Source organism: Pseudomonas triticicola (assembly GCF_019145375.1).
GTDB classification, from domain to species: Bacteria; Pseudomonadota; Gammaproteobacteria; order Pseudomonadales; family Pseudomonadaceae; genus Aquipseudomonas; species Aquipseudomonas triticicola.
Window position 1 is genome coordinate 471,977 of record NZ_JAHSTX010000001.1, and the last position, 16,512, is coordinate 488,488.

The 16,512-nt window shown below is 61.0% G+C and carries 18 protein-coding genes; 10 read left to right on the plus strand and 8 right to left on the minus strand.

The window, feature by feature from the left end; all coding sequences use genetic code 11:
- Nucleotides 1–80: 80 nt before the first annotated feature.
- The gene (locus tag KVG85_RS02145; protein WP_217862864.1) at nucleotides 81–1,562 is read right to left on the minus strand and encodes a methyl-accepting chemotaxis protein; all 1,482 of its coding nucleotides are present in this window, start codon (nucleotides 1,560–1,562) and stop codon (nucleotides 81–83) included.
- 200 nt (nucleotides 1,563–1,762) lie between these two features.
- Nucleotides 1,763–2,578 (minus strand): TatD family hydrolase, encoded by an 816-nt coding sequence (locus KVG85_RS02150; RefSeq protein ID WP_217862865.1) that lies wholly within the window; start codon nucleotides 2,576–2,578, stop codon nucleotides 1,763–1,765.
- 234 nt (nucleotides 2,579–2,812) lie between these two features.
- Here KVG85_RS02150 and KVG85_RS02155 point away from each other — a divergent pair, with 234 nt between their 5' ends.
- From KVG85_RS02155 to KVG85_RS02165, 3 genes are all read left to right on the plus strand, one after another.
- Nucleotides 2,813–4,234, plus strand: a complete 1,422-nt coding sequence (locus KVG85_RS02155) for an MltF family protein (protein ID WP_217862866.1) — start codon at nucleotides 2,813–2,815, stop codon at nucleotides 4,232–4,234.
- Nucleotides 4,235–4,347: 113 nt separating this feature from the next.
- Nucleotides 4,348–4,782, plus strand: coding sequence for a DoxX family protein (locus KVG85_RS02160; protein WP_039759946.1), 435 nt, complete (start codon nucleotides 4,348–4,350; stop codon nucleotides 4,780–4,782).
- Between the two features lie 249 nt (nucleotides 4,783–5,031).
- Nucleotides 5,032–5,340, plus strand: a complete 309-nt coding sequence (locus KVG85_RS02165) for a hypothetical protein (RefSeq protein WP_016770886.1) — start codon at nucleotides 5,032–5,034, stop codon at nucleotides 5,338–5,340.
- Between the two features lie 6 nt (nucleotides 5,341–5,346).
- On the opposite strand, the gene greB is transcribed toward KVG85_RS02165, so the two are convergent.
- The 3 genes from greB to KVG85_RS02180 are packed head-to-tail and all read right to left on the minus strand — an operon-like array spanning nucleotide 5,347 to nucleotide 9,066.
- Nucleotides 5,347–5,844 (minus strand): transcription elongation factor GreB, encoded by a 498-nt coding sequence (gene greB, locus KVG85_RS02170; RefSeq protein WP_071173132.1) that lies wholly within the window; start codon nucleotides 5,842–5,844, stop codon nucleotides 5,347–5,349.
- A gap of 34 nt (nucleotides 5,845–5,878) precedes the next feature.
- Nucleotides 5,879–8,383: an ABC transporter permease gene (locus KVG85_RS02175; protein WP_217862867.1), complete on the minus strand. Its 2,505-nt coding sequence runs from the start codon at nucleotides 8,381–8,383 to the stop codon at nucleotides 5,879–5,881.
- The gene (locus KVG85_RS02180; RefSeq protein ID WP_016770883.1) at nucleotides 8,383–9,066 is read right to left on the minus strand and encodes an ABC transporter ATP-binding protein; all 684 of its coding nucleotides are present in this window, start codon (nucleotides 9,064–9,066) and stop codon (nucleotides 8,383–8,385) included. The genes KVG85_RS02175 and KVG85_RS02180 overlap by 1 nt, the downstream gene beginning before the upstream one ends.
- A gap of 10 nt (nucleotides 9,067–9,076) precedes the next feature.
- Here KVG85_RS02180 and KVG85_RS02185 point away from each other — a divergent pair, with 10 nt between their 5' ends.
- The 3 genes from KVG85_RS02185 (at nucleotide 9,077) to KVG85_RS02195 (ending at nucleotide 11,200) form a co-directional block, all read left to right on the plus strand.
- Nucleotides 9,077–9,682, plus strand: a complete 606-nt coding sequence (locus KVG85_RS02185) for an arylesterase (RefSeq protein WP_161984070.1) — start codon at nucleotides 9,077–9,079, stop codon at nucleotides 9,680–9,682.
- Nucleotides 9,683–9,739: 57 nt separating this feature from the next.
- On the plus strand, nucleotides 9,740–10,033 hold the full coding sequence (locus KVG85_RS02190; RefSeq protein ID WP_016770881.1) for a hypothetical protein: 294 nt from the start codon (nucleotides 9,740–9,742) through the stop codon (nucleotides 10,031–10,033).
- A gap of 195 nt (nucleotides 10,034–10,228) precedes the next feature.
- On the plus strand, nucleotides 10,229–11,200 hold the full coding sequence (locus KVG85_RS02195; RefSeq protein ID WP_217862868.1) for a L,D-transpeptidase family protein: 972 nt from the start codon (nucleotides 10,229–10,231) through the stop codon (nucleotides 11,198–11,200).
- 125 nt (nucleotides 11,201–11,325) lie between these two features.
- Here the strand turns inward: KVG85_RS02195 and oprI are convergent, their stop codons facing one another.
- Nucleotides 11,326–11,577 (minus strand): outer membrane lipoprotei OprI, encoded by a 252-nt coding sequence (gene oprI, locus KVG85_RS02200; RefSeq protein ID WP_003183784.1) that lies wholly within the window; start codon nucleotides 11,575–11,577, stop codon nucleotides 11,326–11,328.
- Between the two features lie 639 nt (nucleotides 11,578–12,216).
- Here oprI and KVG85_RS02205 point away from each other — a divergent pair.
- Nucleotides 12,217–12,498: a GNAT family N-acetyltransferase gene (locus KVG85_RS02205; protein WP_016770879.1), complete on the plus strand. Its 282-nt coding sequence runs from the start codon at nucleotides 12,217–12,219 to the stop codon at nucleotides 12,496–12,498.
- Nucleotides 12,499–12,559: 61 nt separating this feature from the next.
- Here the strand turns inward: KVG85_RS02205 and KVG85_RS02210 are convergent, their stop codons facing one another.
- Both KVG85_RS02210 and KVG85_RS02215 read right to left on the minus strand, forming a co-directional pair.
- Nucleotides 12,560–13,636 carry a 3-deoxy-7-phosphoheptulonate synthase gene (locus tag KVG85_RS02210; protein WP_016770878.1) on the minus strand — a complete coding sequence of 359 codons (1,077 nt, stop codon included), beginning with the start codon at nucleotides 13,634–13,636 and terminating at the stop codon, nucleotides 12,560–12,562.
- A gap of 129 nt (nucleotides 13,637–13,765) precedes the next feature.
- Nucleotides 13,766–14,209, minus strand: a complete 444-nt coding sequence (locus tag KVG85_RS02215) for a PilZ domain-containing protein (RefSeq protein WP_024013780.1) — start codon at nucleotides 14,207–14,209, stop codon at nucleotides 13,766–13,768.
- Between KVG85_RS02215 and KVG85_RS02220 the strand changes: the two genes are divergently transcribed.
- Genes KVG85_RS02220 through KVG85_RS02230 form a run of 3 tightly spaced genes read left to right on the plus strand, consistent with a single transcriptional unit; the run spans nucleotide 14,208 to nucleotide 16,476 of the window.
- Nucleotides 14,208–14,594 carry a thioredoxin family protein gene (locus KVG85_RS02220; protein ID WP_038860429.1) on the plus strand — a complete coding sequence of 129 codons (387 nt, stop codon included), beginning with the start codon at nucleotides 14,208–14,210 and terminating at the stop codon, nucleotides 14,592–14,594. The two genes, KVG85_RS02215 and KVG85_RS02220, sit on opposite strands and share 2 nt — an antisense overlap.
- Nucleotides 14,591–15,547, plus strand: a complete 957-nt coding sequence (locus KVG85_RS02225) for a putative 2-dehydropantoate 2-reductase (RefSeq protein ID WP_217862869.1) — start codon at nucleotides 14,591–14,593, stop codon at nucleotides 15,545–15,547. The genes KVG85_RS02220 and KVG85_RS02225 overlap by 4 nt, the downstream gene beginning before the upstream one ends.
- A gap of 23 nt (nucleotides 15,548–15,570) precedes the next feature.
- Nucleotides 15,571–16,476, plus strand: a complete 906-nt coding sequence (locus KVG85_RS02230; protein WP_039759920.1) for a 5'-nucleotidase — start codon at nucleotides 15,571–15,573, stop codon at nucleotides 16,474–16,476.
- Nucleotides 16,477–16,512: the final 36 nt, after the last annotated feature.

The following is a 16,512-nucleotide window of genomic DNA, read 5'->3' on the forward strand; positions in this document are numbered from 1 at the left end:
TCTGACGCCTTCGCGAGCAGGCTCGCTCCCACATTGATTCTATGGCGCATGTGGGAGCAAGCCTGCTCGCGAAAGCGGACTCACAATTTCAACTGACCTATCGCCTTGTTCAACTCCCCGGCCAATGTCGCCAGCTCATTACTGGTCGTCGCCGAATCCACCGTCTGCTGCACGGTGTTCTCGGTCACGTCACGAATACTCACCACCGCCCGGTTCATCTCCTCGGCAACCTGACTCTGCTGTTCCGCCGCGACGGCAATCTGCGTGTTGCTTTCGCGCATCTGCGCCACTGCCCCGGTAATTTCCGCCAGCGCCGCGCCAGCCTCCTGGGCCTGCTGCACGCAGTCGTCGGCCTTGTATGAACTCTCCTGCATGAAATCCACCGCATCGCGGGTGCCAGCCTGCAACGCGGCGATCATGCCGGTGATCTCGTCGGTGGACGCCTGCACGCGCTTGGCGAGGTTGCGCACTTCATCGGCGACCACGGCAAAGCCGCGCCCCATCTCCCCGGCGCGGGCCGCTTCGATGGCCGCATTCAGCGCGAGCAGATTGGTCTGTTCGGCGATGCTGTGAATCACGCTGACCACGCCGTTGATCTTCTGGCTGTCCTCGGCCAGGCGTTGAATCATTTCTGCCGTCTGCTGCACGCCGCTGGACAGTCCGGCAATCGACTGCTGCACCCGCGCGACTACTTGCTGGCCGCTGCCGGCGAGGCCGTCGGCGGTTTTCGACAGATCGCGGGTGGCGCCGGCGTGTTGAGCGATGTGATAAACGGTGGCGGTCATTTCGTTGATCGCGGTGGCGGCCTGATCGGTTTCGCTTTGCTGGCCGAGCATGCCGTGGCGCACATCATTCATGCTTGAGGCCAGCCGCGCTGCACCGTCGTCCAGTTGTCGCGCGGTGCTGGCAACGGTGCTCACGACGCGTTGATAACCGGCCTGCATGGCGTTGAAGGCATTGGCCATCTGCCCGACTTCGTCCTTGCCCACCAGCGGCACACGAGCAGAAAGATCGCCGGTTTTTTCAACGTGCAGCATCACGTCTTTCAACGTGTTGAGCTGGCTGAGCAGAAAACGGATCAACAGTTGCGAGGCGCCGAGCATCACCAGCATCAGGACGAAGACCGCCAATGCATAGTTGGCGAAACGCTCGCTGAACACCTGGCTCAGGCTCGGGGCGGAGGCGATGACCGCCACTTGTTCGCCGTCGGCACGGCTGAACACTTCGGCGCCGATCAACGGGTCGTCACCGAACAGTGGCATTTCATTGGTGGCGTTCCAGCCGTTGCTGCCGCTGATTTCCAGCAGCGGTTGATCGTTGATACGCGGCGCTTCACCGCGCTTGAAGGTCAGCACCTGAGCGGACTTGGGCAACGGTTGCCCGAGCGGCCAGGCCTTGAGCAACTGCGCCTGCGCCTGCGCGGACACCTGCGCGGCGTGGCTGCGGGCCTGTTGTTCGAGATGCACGGCGTACAATACGAGCAGCAGGGTAGTGACAAAGGCGACCGCGTTGACCGCCCAGAATTTGTATTTCAGCGAGATGTTGCTAAGCCAGGCACCCATGGAGGTCTTCTCTGATAGCGGAAACAGTTTTGGCAAGGTGCCATTATTGTGCCGCTATGCAGGCTCGGGAGCTTTGATATGAATCAACAGATGCCGAGATCTATTGTGGGAGCGAGCCTGCTCGCGAAGAGGGCGTGTCAGTCAACATCATTGCCATCTGAACCACTGCTTTCGCGAGCAGGCTCGCTCCCACAAGAGAATTATGGTGTGTCAGGGAGGGCGGGGAGGTTGTAGAACGCCCGGGCACACGCGGTGGTATGCGCGGCCAGCGCTGACTCGGTCTCGCCGCGATGCAACGCCACCTCGCGCAACACTTCGGTCAGATACGCCGGCTCGTTGCGGCCGTTTTTTGGTTTCGGTCGCAGCGTGCGCGGCAGCAGATAGGGTGCGTCGCTTTCCAGCATCAGCCGTCCCGCTTTGATCTCTTTGACCAGCGGATGCAGATGCGTGCCCCGGCGTTCGTCGCAGATCCAGCCGGTGATGCCGATGTGCAGATCCAGATCGAGGTAGTTGAACAAGGCCTTTTGCTCGCCAGTGAAGCAGTGCACCACCGCCGCCGGCAGTTGATCGCGGAAGTCCTTGAGGATCTCCAGCAGGCGCTGGCTGGCATCGCGCTCATGCAGGAACACCGGCAATTGCAGCTCGACGGCCAGCGCCAGGTGTTCTTCGAGAACCTTTTCCTGTTGCGGGCGCGGGGAGAAGTCGCGGTTGAAATCCAGGCCGCATTCACCTACCGCGACGACACTGGATTCGTTCAACAGACTGCGCAGGCGACGCGCGCTGTCAGCATTCCAGTCGCTGGCCGAATGCGGGTGAATACCGGCGGTGGCGAACAGCCGTTGGCCGCTTTCATCCAGTTGTTGGCACAGTTCCAGCGCCTGTTCGCTACCCTCGACGCTGGTGCCTGTCAGCACCAGTTGGCAGACGCCGGCGGCGTAGGCGCGGTCGAGCACGGCCTGGTGTTTGTCGGCGAAACTGGGGTTGGTCAGGTTGACGCCGATATCGATGAGTTGCATGGTGCTACCTCGGGCCGAAGGCCGGAAAGCATATCAGAGCTGTAGATTTATAAGAAAAGCCAAGAACTACAAAGACTTATGGCTGTCTGTTGAGGCCGCGAAGGACTCCGGGGTGGCGACGATGCCATCACTGTGCCAGTCTCTCGCACTTTATCAGCGCTCAAAGCGCTCTGTTTTCGTCGGTGATGTCGTCTTTTTTGCGACGAATCGCCCCGTATTCTTTTCGGAGAGTGGATGCATCGTCCCTCGGTTCTGCTGCTGTTGTGTGCTGCGTTGCTGCTGCCGATGACGGCGGTCGCGCGCCTGCCCGGGCCGCTGCAAGCAGTGCCGGCGAGCAAGGTTCGCGACCTCTCGGACATTCGCAGCAGCCGCGTGTTGCGAGTGTTGGTCAATCAGAGCCGCAACAGCTCCGGCGAGGTCCAGGGCCAGGCCATCGGTGTCGAGTACCACCGATTGCGCGCGTTCGAGCAATACCTCAATGGCCATGCTCGTGACGGCCAGGAAGTCACCCTCAAGATCATTCCCAAAGCCAAGGATCAATTGCTCGGCGCCTTGCAGCGCGGCGAAGGCGATATGGTCGCGCCCGGTGAATTGCTCGACCTGCCATCGGGCTATGCAGTGGCCAGCAGTGAGCCGATTGCCAGCAACGTGCCGCTGGTGCTGGTCGGCATCAAGGGCCAGCGCCGTTACACCAAGGTCGAGCAACTGTCCGGCAAAACCCTGGCGCTGCCCACCGGTAGTGCGGCGGGGGAGGTGGTCAGTCAGCTTAACCAGAAACTGGCGCTGCACAAACTGGCGCCGATCAATATCGAATGGGTCGATCCGACGCTGGCGGTCGAAGATGTGCTGGAGATGGTTCAGGGTGGGATTTTTCACCTGACCATTGTCGAGCAACCGATTGCCGAGCGCTGGGGCAAGATACTGCCGAAGCTGCGCCTCGATCGGCAACTGAGCCTCGGCGAGCCGGGCGAAGAACATTGGTTCGTGCGCCGCGATGCGTCGATGTTGCGCGCGAGCATCGATCGCTTCCTCACCGGTTACAAGAAACCGTCGGACGAAGACGCGGCGTTTCTGCGCATCTATCGACGCCTGTATCAGGTACACAATCCGCTGGCCAAGGCCGATCGCCAGCGTCTGGAAAAACTCCGTCCGACCCTGCAGAAGCATGCCGACGCACAGAACATGGACTGGCTCAATCTGGCGGCGCTGGCGTTCAAGGAATCGCGTCTGCAGCCCAACGCTCGCAGCGGCAGCGGCCCGACAGGGCTGATGCAGATCACCCCGTCCGCCGCGCAGCGGGTCGGCGTGAGCAATATCCAGAATCTCGATGCGAATGTGCAGGCCGGCGCCAGGTACCTGGCGCTGATCCGCCGCAAGTTCTTCAGCAGCCCGAAACTCAACGAGCGTGAGCGCATGGCTTTCACCCTCGCCGCTTACAACATCGGCCCCGAGCGCGTGCAGGGCATGCGCGCCGAAGCTCGCCGCCGTGGTCTCAATCCCAACCAGTGGTTCTTCCAGGTCGAGCGCATCGCCATGGAGCAGGTGGGGATGGGCGCCGTCAGCTATGTTAATAGCGTGAACAAGTATTACCTGGCATTCGACCGGGAGCGAGAGTCGCTCGAGCCCCGGCAGCAGAAAGTGGTCTCACGGAAATAATCTAACAATTCGATTGTTATAGCGAATTTTTTGCGCTTTAAACATGAAATAAACTGATTAAGATAGCGACCAACCCAAACATACAAACACTTCTGCACAACAAGGAATGCACCATGAGCTCTCTGATCAACAAGGTTCTGTTCACCCGCGCCGGTTACGGCCTGACTGTCCTGCGCATTGCTGTCGGCGTGATCTTCGCCGCCCACGGTTCGCAGAAACTCTTTGGTCTGTTCGGTGGCTACGGCCTGGCCGGCACCGCCCAATGGATGGAAAGCATCGGTCTTACCCCGGGCTACCTGATGGCCTCGCTGGCTGGCGGTACCGAGTTCTTCGCCGGTCTGGCGCTGATCATCGGCCTGCTGGTACGCCCGGCGGCACTGGGTCTGGCGTTCCTCTCGCTGGTGGCGATCTTCTCGGTGCACATCGGCAACGGTCTGTTCATGGCCAACAACGGTTATGAGTTTGCTCTGGCTCTGCTCGCCGGCAGCATCGCGGTACTGATCGAAGGTGCCGGCAAGCTCTCGGCGGATCGCGCCATCGCCGGTTGAAGGCTCTGGCTCAAGGCAAAGGCCCGCATTGTGCGGGCCTTTTTTTGTTGCGGGGGATTCTTGACACTGGTTGGTCACGTTCTCTAGGATGTTGCCCATGCGCCGATTTAAACAGCTACTTGCGGGGCGCCAGGTGACTTCTACAGTTACCGTCAGAAGCCGGAACAGGGCTTCGAAATACCGCTAAAGCGCTGGTTCGGTGTTGCCTCTCACCTGCCATGCAGACTTTTGAGGCAGAGACACGACACGATGAACGCACTACGCCCTCCAGCACGTCCCGCGCCGATCACGGCACATGTCACCCAGCGCAACCCGAAAATTCTTCTTGGCGGCAAACACCAGCCGACGCTGTTGCGTTATCTCGATGGCTGGCCACGTCGCAGCGGCGGTCCTGCCGCGTTCCTGATCCAGTTTGTCGATGACGGCGAGTCGCTGGCGCGTTTCGCTACGGACAGCTTTGATCTGGCGGTGATTCAGGCGCCGAGCGCAGACGATGCGCCGGAAATGATCAAGCAACTCACCCGCGTAGCGCGGCAGGGCCTGATCACTCGGCGCTGATCAGTCTTACGGGTATTCAATCGCAACGATGTAAACGAACTGCTCGCCGGTCGGCGTCTGCACCCGCACTTCCGCGTCGAGTGCCTTGCCGATCAGCGCGCGGGCCAGCGGCGAGTCGATGCTGATCAAACCCTGTTTGAGGTCCAGTTCATCGGGGCCGACGATGCGGTAGCGCGACTGCTTGCCGTCCTCGTCTTCGATGGTTACCCAGGCGCCGAAATAGACCTTGTTCGGGTCGCTGGGTTTTTCGCTGACCACCTTGAGCGCTTCCAGGCGTTTGGTGAGAAAGCGCACGCGGCTGTCGATTTCGCGCAGCATCTTCTTGCCGTAGGTATATTCGGCGTTTTCCGAACGATCGCCCTGCGCCGCCGCTTCACTCACCGCCTGGGTGACCTGCGGGCGACGCACATGCCACAACTCATGGAATTCAGCGCGCATCCGTGCTTCACCCTCGGGGGTGATCAGCGCGGTGCCGGCGGTGCGGGGAGGGCGATAACGACTCATGGCGACTTCTTGTGATTAAGACCGCGTGAGTCTATCAACCCTCGCGCAACACTGTCAGCGGGCTGGCATTCAGCGCCCGGCGAGTGCCGAACACACCGGCGCCACCAATCAGCGCGGCGCCAATCAGCGGCAGCACCAGCAGCCATGGATGCGGATGCCATGGCAGATCAAAGGCGAAGCGGTACAGCACCAGACTGACCACCTCCGAACCGATCGCCGCGAGCAGACCGCTGACCGCACCCAACAAGCCGAACTCGATACGCCGCGCCTTGATCAGCAACTGCCGCTCGGCGCCCAGCGCGCGCAACAGCGCACCCTGGCGGATGCGTTCATCCAGCGTCGCTTGCAGGCCGGAGAACAGCACCGCCATCCCCGCAGCCAGAACAAACAACAACACATATTCCACTGCCAGGGTGACCTGAGCGAGGATGCTGCGCAGCTGTTCGAGCAAGGCTTCGACCTGCAGGATGGTCACCGCCGGGAAGGTCCGCGACAGCTCGACGATCTGCTGGTCATGCCCAGGGGCCAGGTAGAAACTGGTCAGGTAGGTGGCCGGCAGATCCTTCAGGGTGCCGGGCTGAAAGATCATGAAGAAGTTCGGCTGGAAGTTGTCCCAGTTGATCTCTCGCAGGCTGGTGACCTTTGCTTCGCGATTGACGCCGCCAACGCTGAACACCATGTGATCGCCGAGTTTGAGTTTCAGGCTTTCGGCCACCTTGCCTTCCACCGAAACCCCCGGCACGTCGTCGGACGGCTGGCCGCTCCACCACGAGCCGGCGGTGAGCTTGTTGCCGGCCGGCAGATCCGCCCCCCAGGTCAGGCTCAGATCACGCTGGATGGCGCGGTCACCGGCCGAGTCCTTGCTGACGATTTGTTGTACCGCTTCGCCATTGATGCTGATCAATCGACCTGGCACCACCGGATACAGCGGCGCCGCTTGCGCGGACACCTTGATCAGGTGATCGGCGAAGGCTTGCTTGTCAGCCGGGAGGATGTTCAGCGCGAAGTAGTTCGGCGCATTTTTCGGCAACTGGTTTTGCCAGGTGTCGAGCAGCTCACCGCGCAGCAGCGCGATCAGCGCCATCGACAGCAGAATCAGGCCGAACGCCAGCGACTGCCCGGCCGCCGCCAATGGATGCCGCAACAACTGGCCAAGGCCCAGACGCCATGGCAACGAGGCGCGGGCGAGCAGGCGGCGCAGGCTTTGCAGCAACAACAGCAGCAGGCCGCCCAGCACCAGCGCGGCGACTACGCCACCGCCGAGCAGGGCGAAGGTCAGCAGCAGGTCGAGGCTCAGACGCCACATGATCAGGCCCAGCGCACCCAGCGCCGCGCCGTAGACCATCCATGTGCTCGAGGGGATCGGCAGCATGTCGCGGCGCAACACCCGCAGCGGCGGCACGCGACCCAGTGCGGCCAATGGCGGCAAGGCAAAACCGGCCAGCGCCACCAGCCCGGTGCCAATCCCGGCCATCGCCGGAAACAGCCCGCCCGGTGGCACGTCACTTGGCAGCAAATCATGCAGCAACGCGAACAGCCCCAGTTGCGCCAGCCAGCCGAGCAGCGCGCCACTGATGGCGGCAATCAGGCCGAGCACGGTCAGTTGCAGGCTGAACAGCACCATGGTTTCCCGGCGCGACAAGCCGAGGCAGCGCAGCAAGGCACTGGCGTCGAAACGCCGGCTGGCGAAACGGTTGGCTGACAACGCCACGGCTACGCCAGCCAACAACACCGCAACCAGACTGGCCATGTTCAGGTAGCGCTCGGCCTTACCCAGCGCGCCGCCAATCTGTCGGTTGCCGTCGCGGGCATCCTGGATTCGCTGATTGGCAGCGAGGCCTGGTTTGATCAATTCACGATAGGTTTCCAGCGTCTGCGGTTCACCGCGCCACAGTTCTCGATAGCTTACCCGGCTGCCCGGTTGCACCACGCCGGTCGCGGTGAGGTCGTCAAGATTGATCAGTACCCGTGGCGTCAGGCTGTAGAAGTTGCCAGCGCGATCCGGCTCGTAGGTCAGCACGCGGGTCAGCTTCAAGGTCTTCATGCCGACGTCAATGCTGTCGCCGATCTTCAGATCCAGCGCGGTCAGCAGACGCGCCTCGACCCAGGCTTCACCGGGTTGCGGTTCGCCGCCGACTTCTTCCTGGGCAAAGGGTGCGGGCGCGCTCTTCAGCTCGCCACGCAGTGGATAGGCGCGGTCGACGGCTTTGATGCTGGATAACTGAATGCCGTTGTCGGTGGCAATGACGCTGGAAAACTCCACCACTTGTGCATGATTGAGGCGCAGTTCGGTGCCGCTGCGGATTTGCTCCTCGCGGGCCGGCGAGCTGCCTTCAAGGACCAGATCGGCACCGAGAAACTCGGTCGCGCGCAGCATCATCGCGCCGTTGAGGCGGGCGCCGAAGTAGCCGATCGCGGTGCTCGCCGCGACGGCCACCACCAGCGCGAAGAACAACACGCGCAATTCTCCGGCGCGGGCATCGCGCATGAGCTGGCGCAGGGCAAGACTGAACAGACGCAACAGCGGCAGACGTGCCATCAAGGCTCCAGAGGGGCGACCAGCAGCCCGGCTTCAAGACGGATCAGGCGCCGGCAGCGATGGGCCAGGCGTTCGTCGTGGGTCACCAGCACAAGGGTGGTGCCGCGTTCCTTGTTCAATTCGAACAGCAAGTCGCTGATGCGCTCGCCGGTGTGGCTGTCGAGGTTGCCGGTCGGTTCGTCGGCGAACAGCACGTCCGGTTCGGCAGCGAAGGCGCGGGCGATGGCCACGCGCTGCTGTTCACCACCGGAGAGCTGGCGCGGCGAGTGAGTCAGGCGCTGGCCGAGGCCGACGCGCTGAAGCAATTGCGTGGCGCGCTCGCGGGCATCTTTGCGGCCGTCGAGCTCAAGCGGCAGCATGACGTTTTCCAGCGCATTGAGGCTGTCGAGCAACTGAAATGACTGGAAGACAAACCCGACATGCTCGGCGCGGATTCGTGCGCGCTGGTCTTCGTCGAGATTGCTCAGGCCCTGGCCGGCGAGGGTGACTTCGCCGCTGCTCGGCAGGTCAAGGCCGGCGAGCAGGCCGAGGAGGGTGGATTTGCCGGAACCGGACGCGCCGACGATGGCCAGGCTGTCGCCCTTGTTCAGTTCCAGGCTGAGTTCGTGCAGGATAGTCAGTTCACCTTCCGCGCTAGGGACCACTTTGCTGAGGTTCTTCGCGGTGAGAATGCTTGCGCCCATGGAGAATCCGATGCGTGTATGGTTTTTGAGTGCTGGCCTGGCCTTGATGTGCATGGCCCAGAACGCAGCGGCGGGTACTGTCCTGATCGTTGGCGATAGTATCAGCGCCGGTTTCGGCCTGGATACCCGTCTGGGGTGGGTCTCGCTGCTCGAGCAGCGGCTCAAACAGGAGGGTTTCGACGATAAAGTGGTCAACGCCTCGATCAGTGGTGACACCAGTGCCGGAGGCCAGGCGCGGCTGCCGGCGCTGCTTGCAGAGCATAAGCCTGAGCTGGTAATCCTCGAGTTGGGTGGCAACGACGGCCTGCGCGGGATGCCGCCAACGCAATTGCAACAAAATCTTGCCTCGATGATCGACAGCTCGCGGCAGAGCGGCGCCAAAGTGCTGCTGCTCGGCATGCAGTTGCCACCCAATTATGGCAAGCGCTACACCGATTCGTTCGCCGAGGTTTACGGCAAGCTCGCCGAAGAGAAAAACATCCCGTTGGTGCCGTTTTTTCTCGAAGGTGTCGGTGGTCATCCGGACCTGATGCAGGCCGACGGTCTGCACCCGGCGGCCGGTGCTCAGGGCAAGTTGCTGGAAAATGTCTGGCCGACGCTAAAACCGCTGTTATGAGGCTTTTCTAGAGGCAGGCTTTCGGCTAATGTGGCGCCCCCGAATTTGGAGCCCCCGATGCCGCGTCCTGCCTGGTCCCTGTTTGCCTACCAACTGATCGAGCCTGACGAGCAGCTGGATCTGTTCGCCTGCCAGGAAGTGCGGGTGCATCTGGTGACGCGGCAGCTGGAACTCGGTGGCTCGGCCGATCGCACGCTGTGCGGCACTCTGCTGCCGGCGCAACCGCGCTGGTCGAATGTTGATCGGCGGGTGTTCCAGGATCAGCGCCTGTGCTCCCTGTGCCGGGCGATTCTTGAATCGCAGAAGCGCGGCACCTCGCCGATCTGGCCCGAGCTTCGATTCGAACTTTAAGATCAAAAGATCGCAGCCTCGTTGCACTCGTCAGCTCCTACAGGGAATGAGTTGCAAATGTAGGAGCTGACGAGTGCAACGAGGCTGCGATCTTTCAGGGCGCGACACGGTCTATCGGCGTGTCTCCCGAATCCCCAGGCCGCGGTGTACAATCGCGCCCTTATACCCTTGATGATCATGCGAAGGATTTTCCGGATGTTGCCGCGCTTTCCTGCCGTCACCCGCTGCCTGTCACTTGCCGCCCTGTGTGTGGCCGGTCCCGTTGCTGCATTGGAGCTTCCCCTGCCACCACCCGGCGAGGACATCGTCGGCCAGGTGCAGGTGATCAAAGCCAAGTACGAAGACACCTTCGCCGACCTGGGCACCACCTACGATCTGGGCTATTCGGAAATGGTTGCGGCCAACCCGGGCATCGATGCCTGGCTGCCGGGCGCCGGTACCGAGATCGTCCTGCCGACGCGCTTCATCCTGCCGCCGGGCCCGCGTGAAGGCATCGTCATCAACCTCGCCGAATACCGTCTCTATTACTACCCGAAAGGCCGCGACGTGGTGTACACCTTCCCGCTGGGTATCGGCCGCGAAGGCTGGGGCTCGCCGATCGCGCACACCTCGATCATCGCCAAGACACCGAACCCGACGTGGACGCCTCCGGCTTCGATCAAGGCCGAACACGCTGCTGACGGTGATCCGCTGCCGAATGTGGTGCCGGCCGGTCCTGATAACCCGCTGGGGCCGTTCAAGTTCACCCTCGGCACGCCGGGCTACCTGATCCACGGTTCGAACAAGAAGTTCGGCATCGGCATGCGCACCAGCCACGGCTGCTTCCGCATGTTCAACAACAACGTGCTGGAAATGGCCGGCATGGTCCCGGTCGGCACCTCGGTGCGCATCATCAACGACCCGTACAAGTTCGGTCGCAGTGGCGGCAAGGTCTATCTGGAAGCGCACACGCCGCTCGACGACAAGGGCAACCCGTCGGTAGTCGACAAGCACACCGCGGTAATCAACGCGATGCTCAAGCGTGAAGACATCACCAGCAATTTGCGCATGAACTGGGATGTGGTGCGTGATGTGGTCGCCGCCGAAGACGGCCTGCCGGTGGAGATCGCCGTGCCGAATAACTCGGCGCCAATGGTCAGCAGTGCACCGATCGATCTGCAGCAATAAGCGCTGATCGAAACCCGCCGATGCGAGCAGCGTCGGCGGGTTTTTTATTGCGCGGAGAAAAGCACCGGGCACAAAAAAGCCGACCCGGAAAACCGGATCGGCTCGATAACAATCCCGAGGGATTATTACTTGCGGCTAGCTTTTTCCAGCATGCGCAGAGCACGCTCGTTAGCTTCGTCAGCAGTCTGTTGTGCTTTTTGAGCAGCAGCCAGAGCTTCATCAGCTTTACGGTAAGCTTCGTCTGCACGAGCCTGGGAGCGAGCAGCTGCGTCTTCAGTAGCGGTCAGACGTGCTTCGGTTTCTTTCGATGCGCTGCTGCAACCGGTAGCCAGAACTGCGGCCAGAGCCAGAGCAGAGAATTTCAGAACGTTGTTCATCGTGTTCCCCTTCAAGGACTTTCAAATTAAGTGGCTGTCTCCTCACGATTGAGGAAATAGCCGGCGTACATACTACCCATTACTTGTAGTAAGTAAACTGACGTAGCGCAAGAAGCAAAAAAAATTGTAGGCGTTGATTCTTTTTCGAGCAACTTTTAACTGCGCTGTATAAAAAATATCCAGCTGCAAGCCCCGGCGTGAGCGACTCAAACGGAAAAAGTTCCCGCCCTCGTGCGCTGTTTTTGCGACTTCGGCTAAAGTCTTTCTAAATGAATTCGTCCACACTTTTGTTCAGGTTCTGCGAAGCGCTTCGCGCATCTTTGTTGATGTACAGGTGACTTTAAAAAAGGTCGCACGTCTTAAGTCTCAACATTCCGGCAATGTTCAGGCAAACGGCACGCAAAGATTGTCTTGCGGCCGAACCTGCGACCATCGATGCCAATGCACGCAAACCATCCGATGACGAGCGTACCTTGAGCATTTTCGTCAATGGTGCCTACTATTCAGCAGGTGTCAGATTGCGCGAGATCGGTGTGGCTCTTCTCGGTGTCCATCAGGCACGGGGTGGCGTAGATGTTCCTTCGCCGGAAAAACATCGGTAAGGTAGGGGTCACAATTCAAGACCCGCGAGGAGTAGTGATGAGCGAGGCGTTGTCCATCCACCATGACCAGGCTGGTCATCAATTCGAGACCACTGTGGACGGTCATCGTGCTTACCTGACCTACATGGATCTGGGCAAGCAGACCCTGGATATCTATCGCACCTTCGTGCCCAATGCCCTGCGCGGCCGTGGCATTGCCGCAGCGCTGACCGAACGCGCGCTGCAATACGCCGAAGAAATGGGCTACACGGTGATCCCGTCGTGCTCCTACGTCGAGCGCTACATGGAACGCCATCAGCGTCGCGCCGCGAAGATCTGAACCGCACACACAAAAAACGCCGGACAATGTCCGGCTTTTTTTTATGCCCATAAAACCGTGCTTAGGTGCGCTGACGCTTCGGCAATACGTCCTTGAGCTTGGCGTGCATGCTGCGCAAGGTGTTTTCGGTGGCGGACCAGTCGATGCAGGCATCGGTGATCGACACGCCGTATTGCAGGTCGGCGAGATCTTTCGGGATTGCCTGGCAGCCCCAGTTCAAATGGCTCTCAACCATCAGACCGATGATCGACTGGTTGCCTTCGAGGATCTGGTTGGCGACGTTTTCCATCACCAGCGGTTGCAGGGCCGGGTCCTTGTTGGAGTTGGCGTGGCTGCAATCGACCATGATGTTCGGCTTGATCTTCGCCTTGTTCAGCGCCTGCTCGCACAGGGCCACGCTGACCGAATCATAGTTCGGCTTGCCATTACCGCCGCGCAGCACCACGTGACCGTAGGCGTTGCCTTTGGTGGTGACGATCGACACGCCACCTTCCTGGTTGATGCCGAGGAAACGGTGCGGGCTGGACACCGACTGCAAGGCGTTGATCGCCACGGTCAGGCCGCCGTCGGTGCCGTTCTTGAAGCCGACCGCCGAGGACAGGCCGGAAGCCATTTCGCGGTGAGTCTGCGATTCGGTGGTACGTGCGCCGATGGCCGACCAGCTGATCAGATCCTGCAGATACTGCGGGGAGATCGGGTCGAGGGCTTCGGTCGCGGTCGGCAGGCCTTTCTCGGCCAGGTCGAGCAGCAACTGACGACCGATGTGCAGACCGTCCTGGATCTTGAACGAGTCGTCCAGATACGGATCGTTGATCAGACCTTTCCAGCCGACGGTGGTGCGCGGCTTCTCGAAATACACACGCATGACCAGATACAGGGTGTCGGAGACTTCCTCGGCGAGCACCTTGAGGCGATCGGCGTATTCGTGGGCCGCCTTGATGTCGTGAATCGAGCATGGGCCGATCACGACGAACAGACGGTGGTCGGTGCCATCGAGAATGTTGCGAATGACTTCGCGGCCCTTGGTGACGGTGCGCAGGGCGGCGTCGCTCAGGGGGATATCACGCTTGAGCTGATCGGGAGTGATCAGGGTCTCGTTAGAGGCGACGTTTAGGTCGTTGATCGGTAAATCAGCCATCGTTTACTCGTCAGGTCACGGGTGCCGGCCGCCAGCGATCCCCGCGCGGCGGAGCACAGCAGATTTAGCGCGTCGGGGGAGCCGAACCTTAGCGCGTCAGAGGCGGCTCGACAATGGGCAAACCGTGCTTTAGTCCAGCGCTGGCTGCGCAAAAGCCTTGCGCAGGTTGTCGTGGGAGAACTCTTCGGCGTGCTCCTCGACCCATTGCAGGGCCAGCGCCTGACTATCCTGCAGATCGTCGTGGCTGTCCTGCATGCGCGAATAGCGTTCGATCTGACACACCTGCTCACCCATTCGCGCGCTGAACAGGGTCTGTTCGTCAGTGAAGGCAATGCCCACCAGATAGCCTTTTTTGCGGCGCAGACACCAGGCCACGTAGCCCGGATAACAGAAGTCGGCATTCAGCGTCGGCATGCGTACTTGCAGCGCAGTGCCGTGGCGCCAGGCGCGGTGGTAATTGCAAGCGATGCCGCCGAGGCTGATAGTGTGCAGCTGTTGTCTGGAAATGCATTCAGGCTTGAGTAACGTCAATTCAACCGGCACTTCGTCCGGATGAGGAATGAAACGTCCCATGAGCACAGACTCCCTGTGTCGGCCATCTGACATTGTTTCCCCCAGTATAGTGGTCGAATCCGAGCTGACCGACTTCGACGCCGACCAGCGGCTGCTGGCGATGCGCGGGGTTTCTCTGGTGATCTTCACCAGCGTCGGCTGCGCCAGTTGTCGCTATGCCCGCGAGGTGTTGCCGGGCATGCCGCTGGCGATCGATCGGCTGTGCTGGATCGACGCCGGCAACAACGGCGGCCTGGTCGAGCGTTATCAGGTGTTTCATTTGCCGGCGCTGTTTGTGGTGCGCGACGGCGAGTTCTTTGGCGCAGTGCACAGCCGTCTGACGGTTGCCGAGGTCAATCAGGCTGTGGCGCAGGCGCTGGGTCGAATTGCAGAGGAGTTGCCATGAGCGAGACAGTCAGCAAACCGGTGGTGGGGATTATCGGTACCGGTGCGATCGGTGGTTTTTACGGGGTGATGCTGGCGCGTGCCGGTTTCGATGTGCATTTCTTGTTGCGCAGCGAATTTTCCGCAGTGGCTGAGCGCGGTTTGCAGATCAACAGTGCAGTGCATGGGCCGTTGACGCTGAATCCGGCGAATGCCTATTCCGCTGCCGAAGACATGCCGCCCTGTGACTGGCTGCTGGTCGGCACCAAGACCACCAGTAATGCCGGTCTGGCCCCGGCGATCATTCAAGCCGCTAAACCCGATGCAAAAGTGCTGTTGCTGCAGAACGGTCTGGATGTCGAAGACAGCCTGCGACCACTGTTGCCGGAATCGCTGCATCTGCTCGGTGGTCTGTGCCTGATCTGCGTGCACCGCGAGGGGCCGGGGCAGATTACCCATCAGGCCCTTGGCGCGGTGAATGTCGGTTATCACAGCGGCTCTGCCATCGATGAAGTGGCGCGCATGGCAATTGTCGAGGAGGGCGCCGGGCTGTTCCGTGCCGCCGGCATCGACTCTCAAGCGATGGCCAACCTGCATCAGGCGCGCTGGCAGAAGCTGGTGTGGAATATCCCCTACAACGGCCTTTCGGTGTTGCTCGGCGCGGGAACCGAAGCGCTGATGGCTGATGCTGACAGCCGCGTGTCGATTCAGGCGTTGATGGCGGAAGTGGTGCTTGGCGCCAAGGCCTGTGGATACGAGATCCCGCCCGGTTACGCCGAGTACCTGTTCACCATGACGGAAAAAATGCCCGATTACTGGCCGAGCATGTACCACGACTTTGCACACAAGCGTCCGCTGGAGCTGGAGGCGATCTACGCCCGGCCACTGGCGGCGACGAAAGCGGCGGGCTGCGAGTTGCCGCGCATCGAGGCGTTGTATCGCCATTTGGGTTTTATCGACCGACGCAATACCTGAGTCGGTTGTTCTGGGGGGAAAGCATGGCCAATAACATCGATGACAAACTGGTACTGGCGATTTCCTCGCGCGCCTTGTTCGACCTGAGCGAAAGCCACAAGGTCTACCTGTCGAGCGGCGTCGAAGCCTATCGGCAATATCAGATCGAGCACGAAGACGAAATCCTCGCGCCGGGCGATGCGTTCCCGCTGGTGGAAAAACTCTTGAGCCTGAACAGTCGGCTCGGCCGCGCGCGGGTCGAGGTGATTCTGGTTTCCCGCAACAGCGCCGACACCGGTCTGCGGGTGTTCAATTCGATTCATCATTACGGCCTGGCGATTTCTCGTGCGGCGTTCGTCGGCGGGCGGAGTCCGTATCCGTATCTGAAAGCGTTTGGCTGCGACCTGTTTCTCTCGACCCACGCCGAAGACGTGCGTGCGGCGCTGGACGCCGGGTTCGCCGCCGCGACGATTCTCTCCGGTGGCGCCAGCCGCGCGGCCAGCGATGAATTACGTATTGCCTTCGACGGTGACGCGGTGATTTTTTCCGACGAGTCCGAGCGCGTCTATCAGTCCGGCGGCCTGGAAGCGTTTCAGGCCAAGGAACGCGAGTCGGCACGCGAGCCGTTACGCGGAGGTCCGTTCAAGGGCTTTCTGGCAGCGCTCAATCTGTTGCAGCGCGAGTTTCCCGATGACGATTGCCCGATCCGCACGGCGCTGGTGACCGCGCGTTCGGCGCCGGCCCATGAGCGGGTGATTCGCACCTTGCGGGAATGGGATATTCGTCTCGATGAGTCGCTGTTTCTCGGTGGCCTGACCAAATCGGCGTTCCTCGAAGCCTTCGCCGCCGACGTGTTCTTCGATGACCAGACCGGCCATTGCGAACTGGCTCGCGAAGTGGTCGCCACCGGCCATGTGCCCCATGGCATCAGCAACGAACCGTCGATCTAGAGCCTTTTCATTCAGGACGTTGCGTCGCACGTCGTA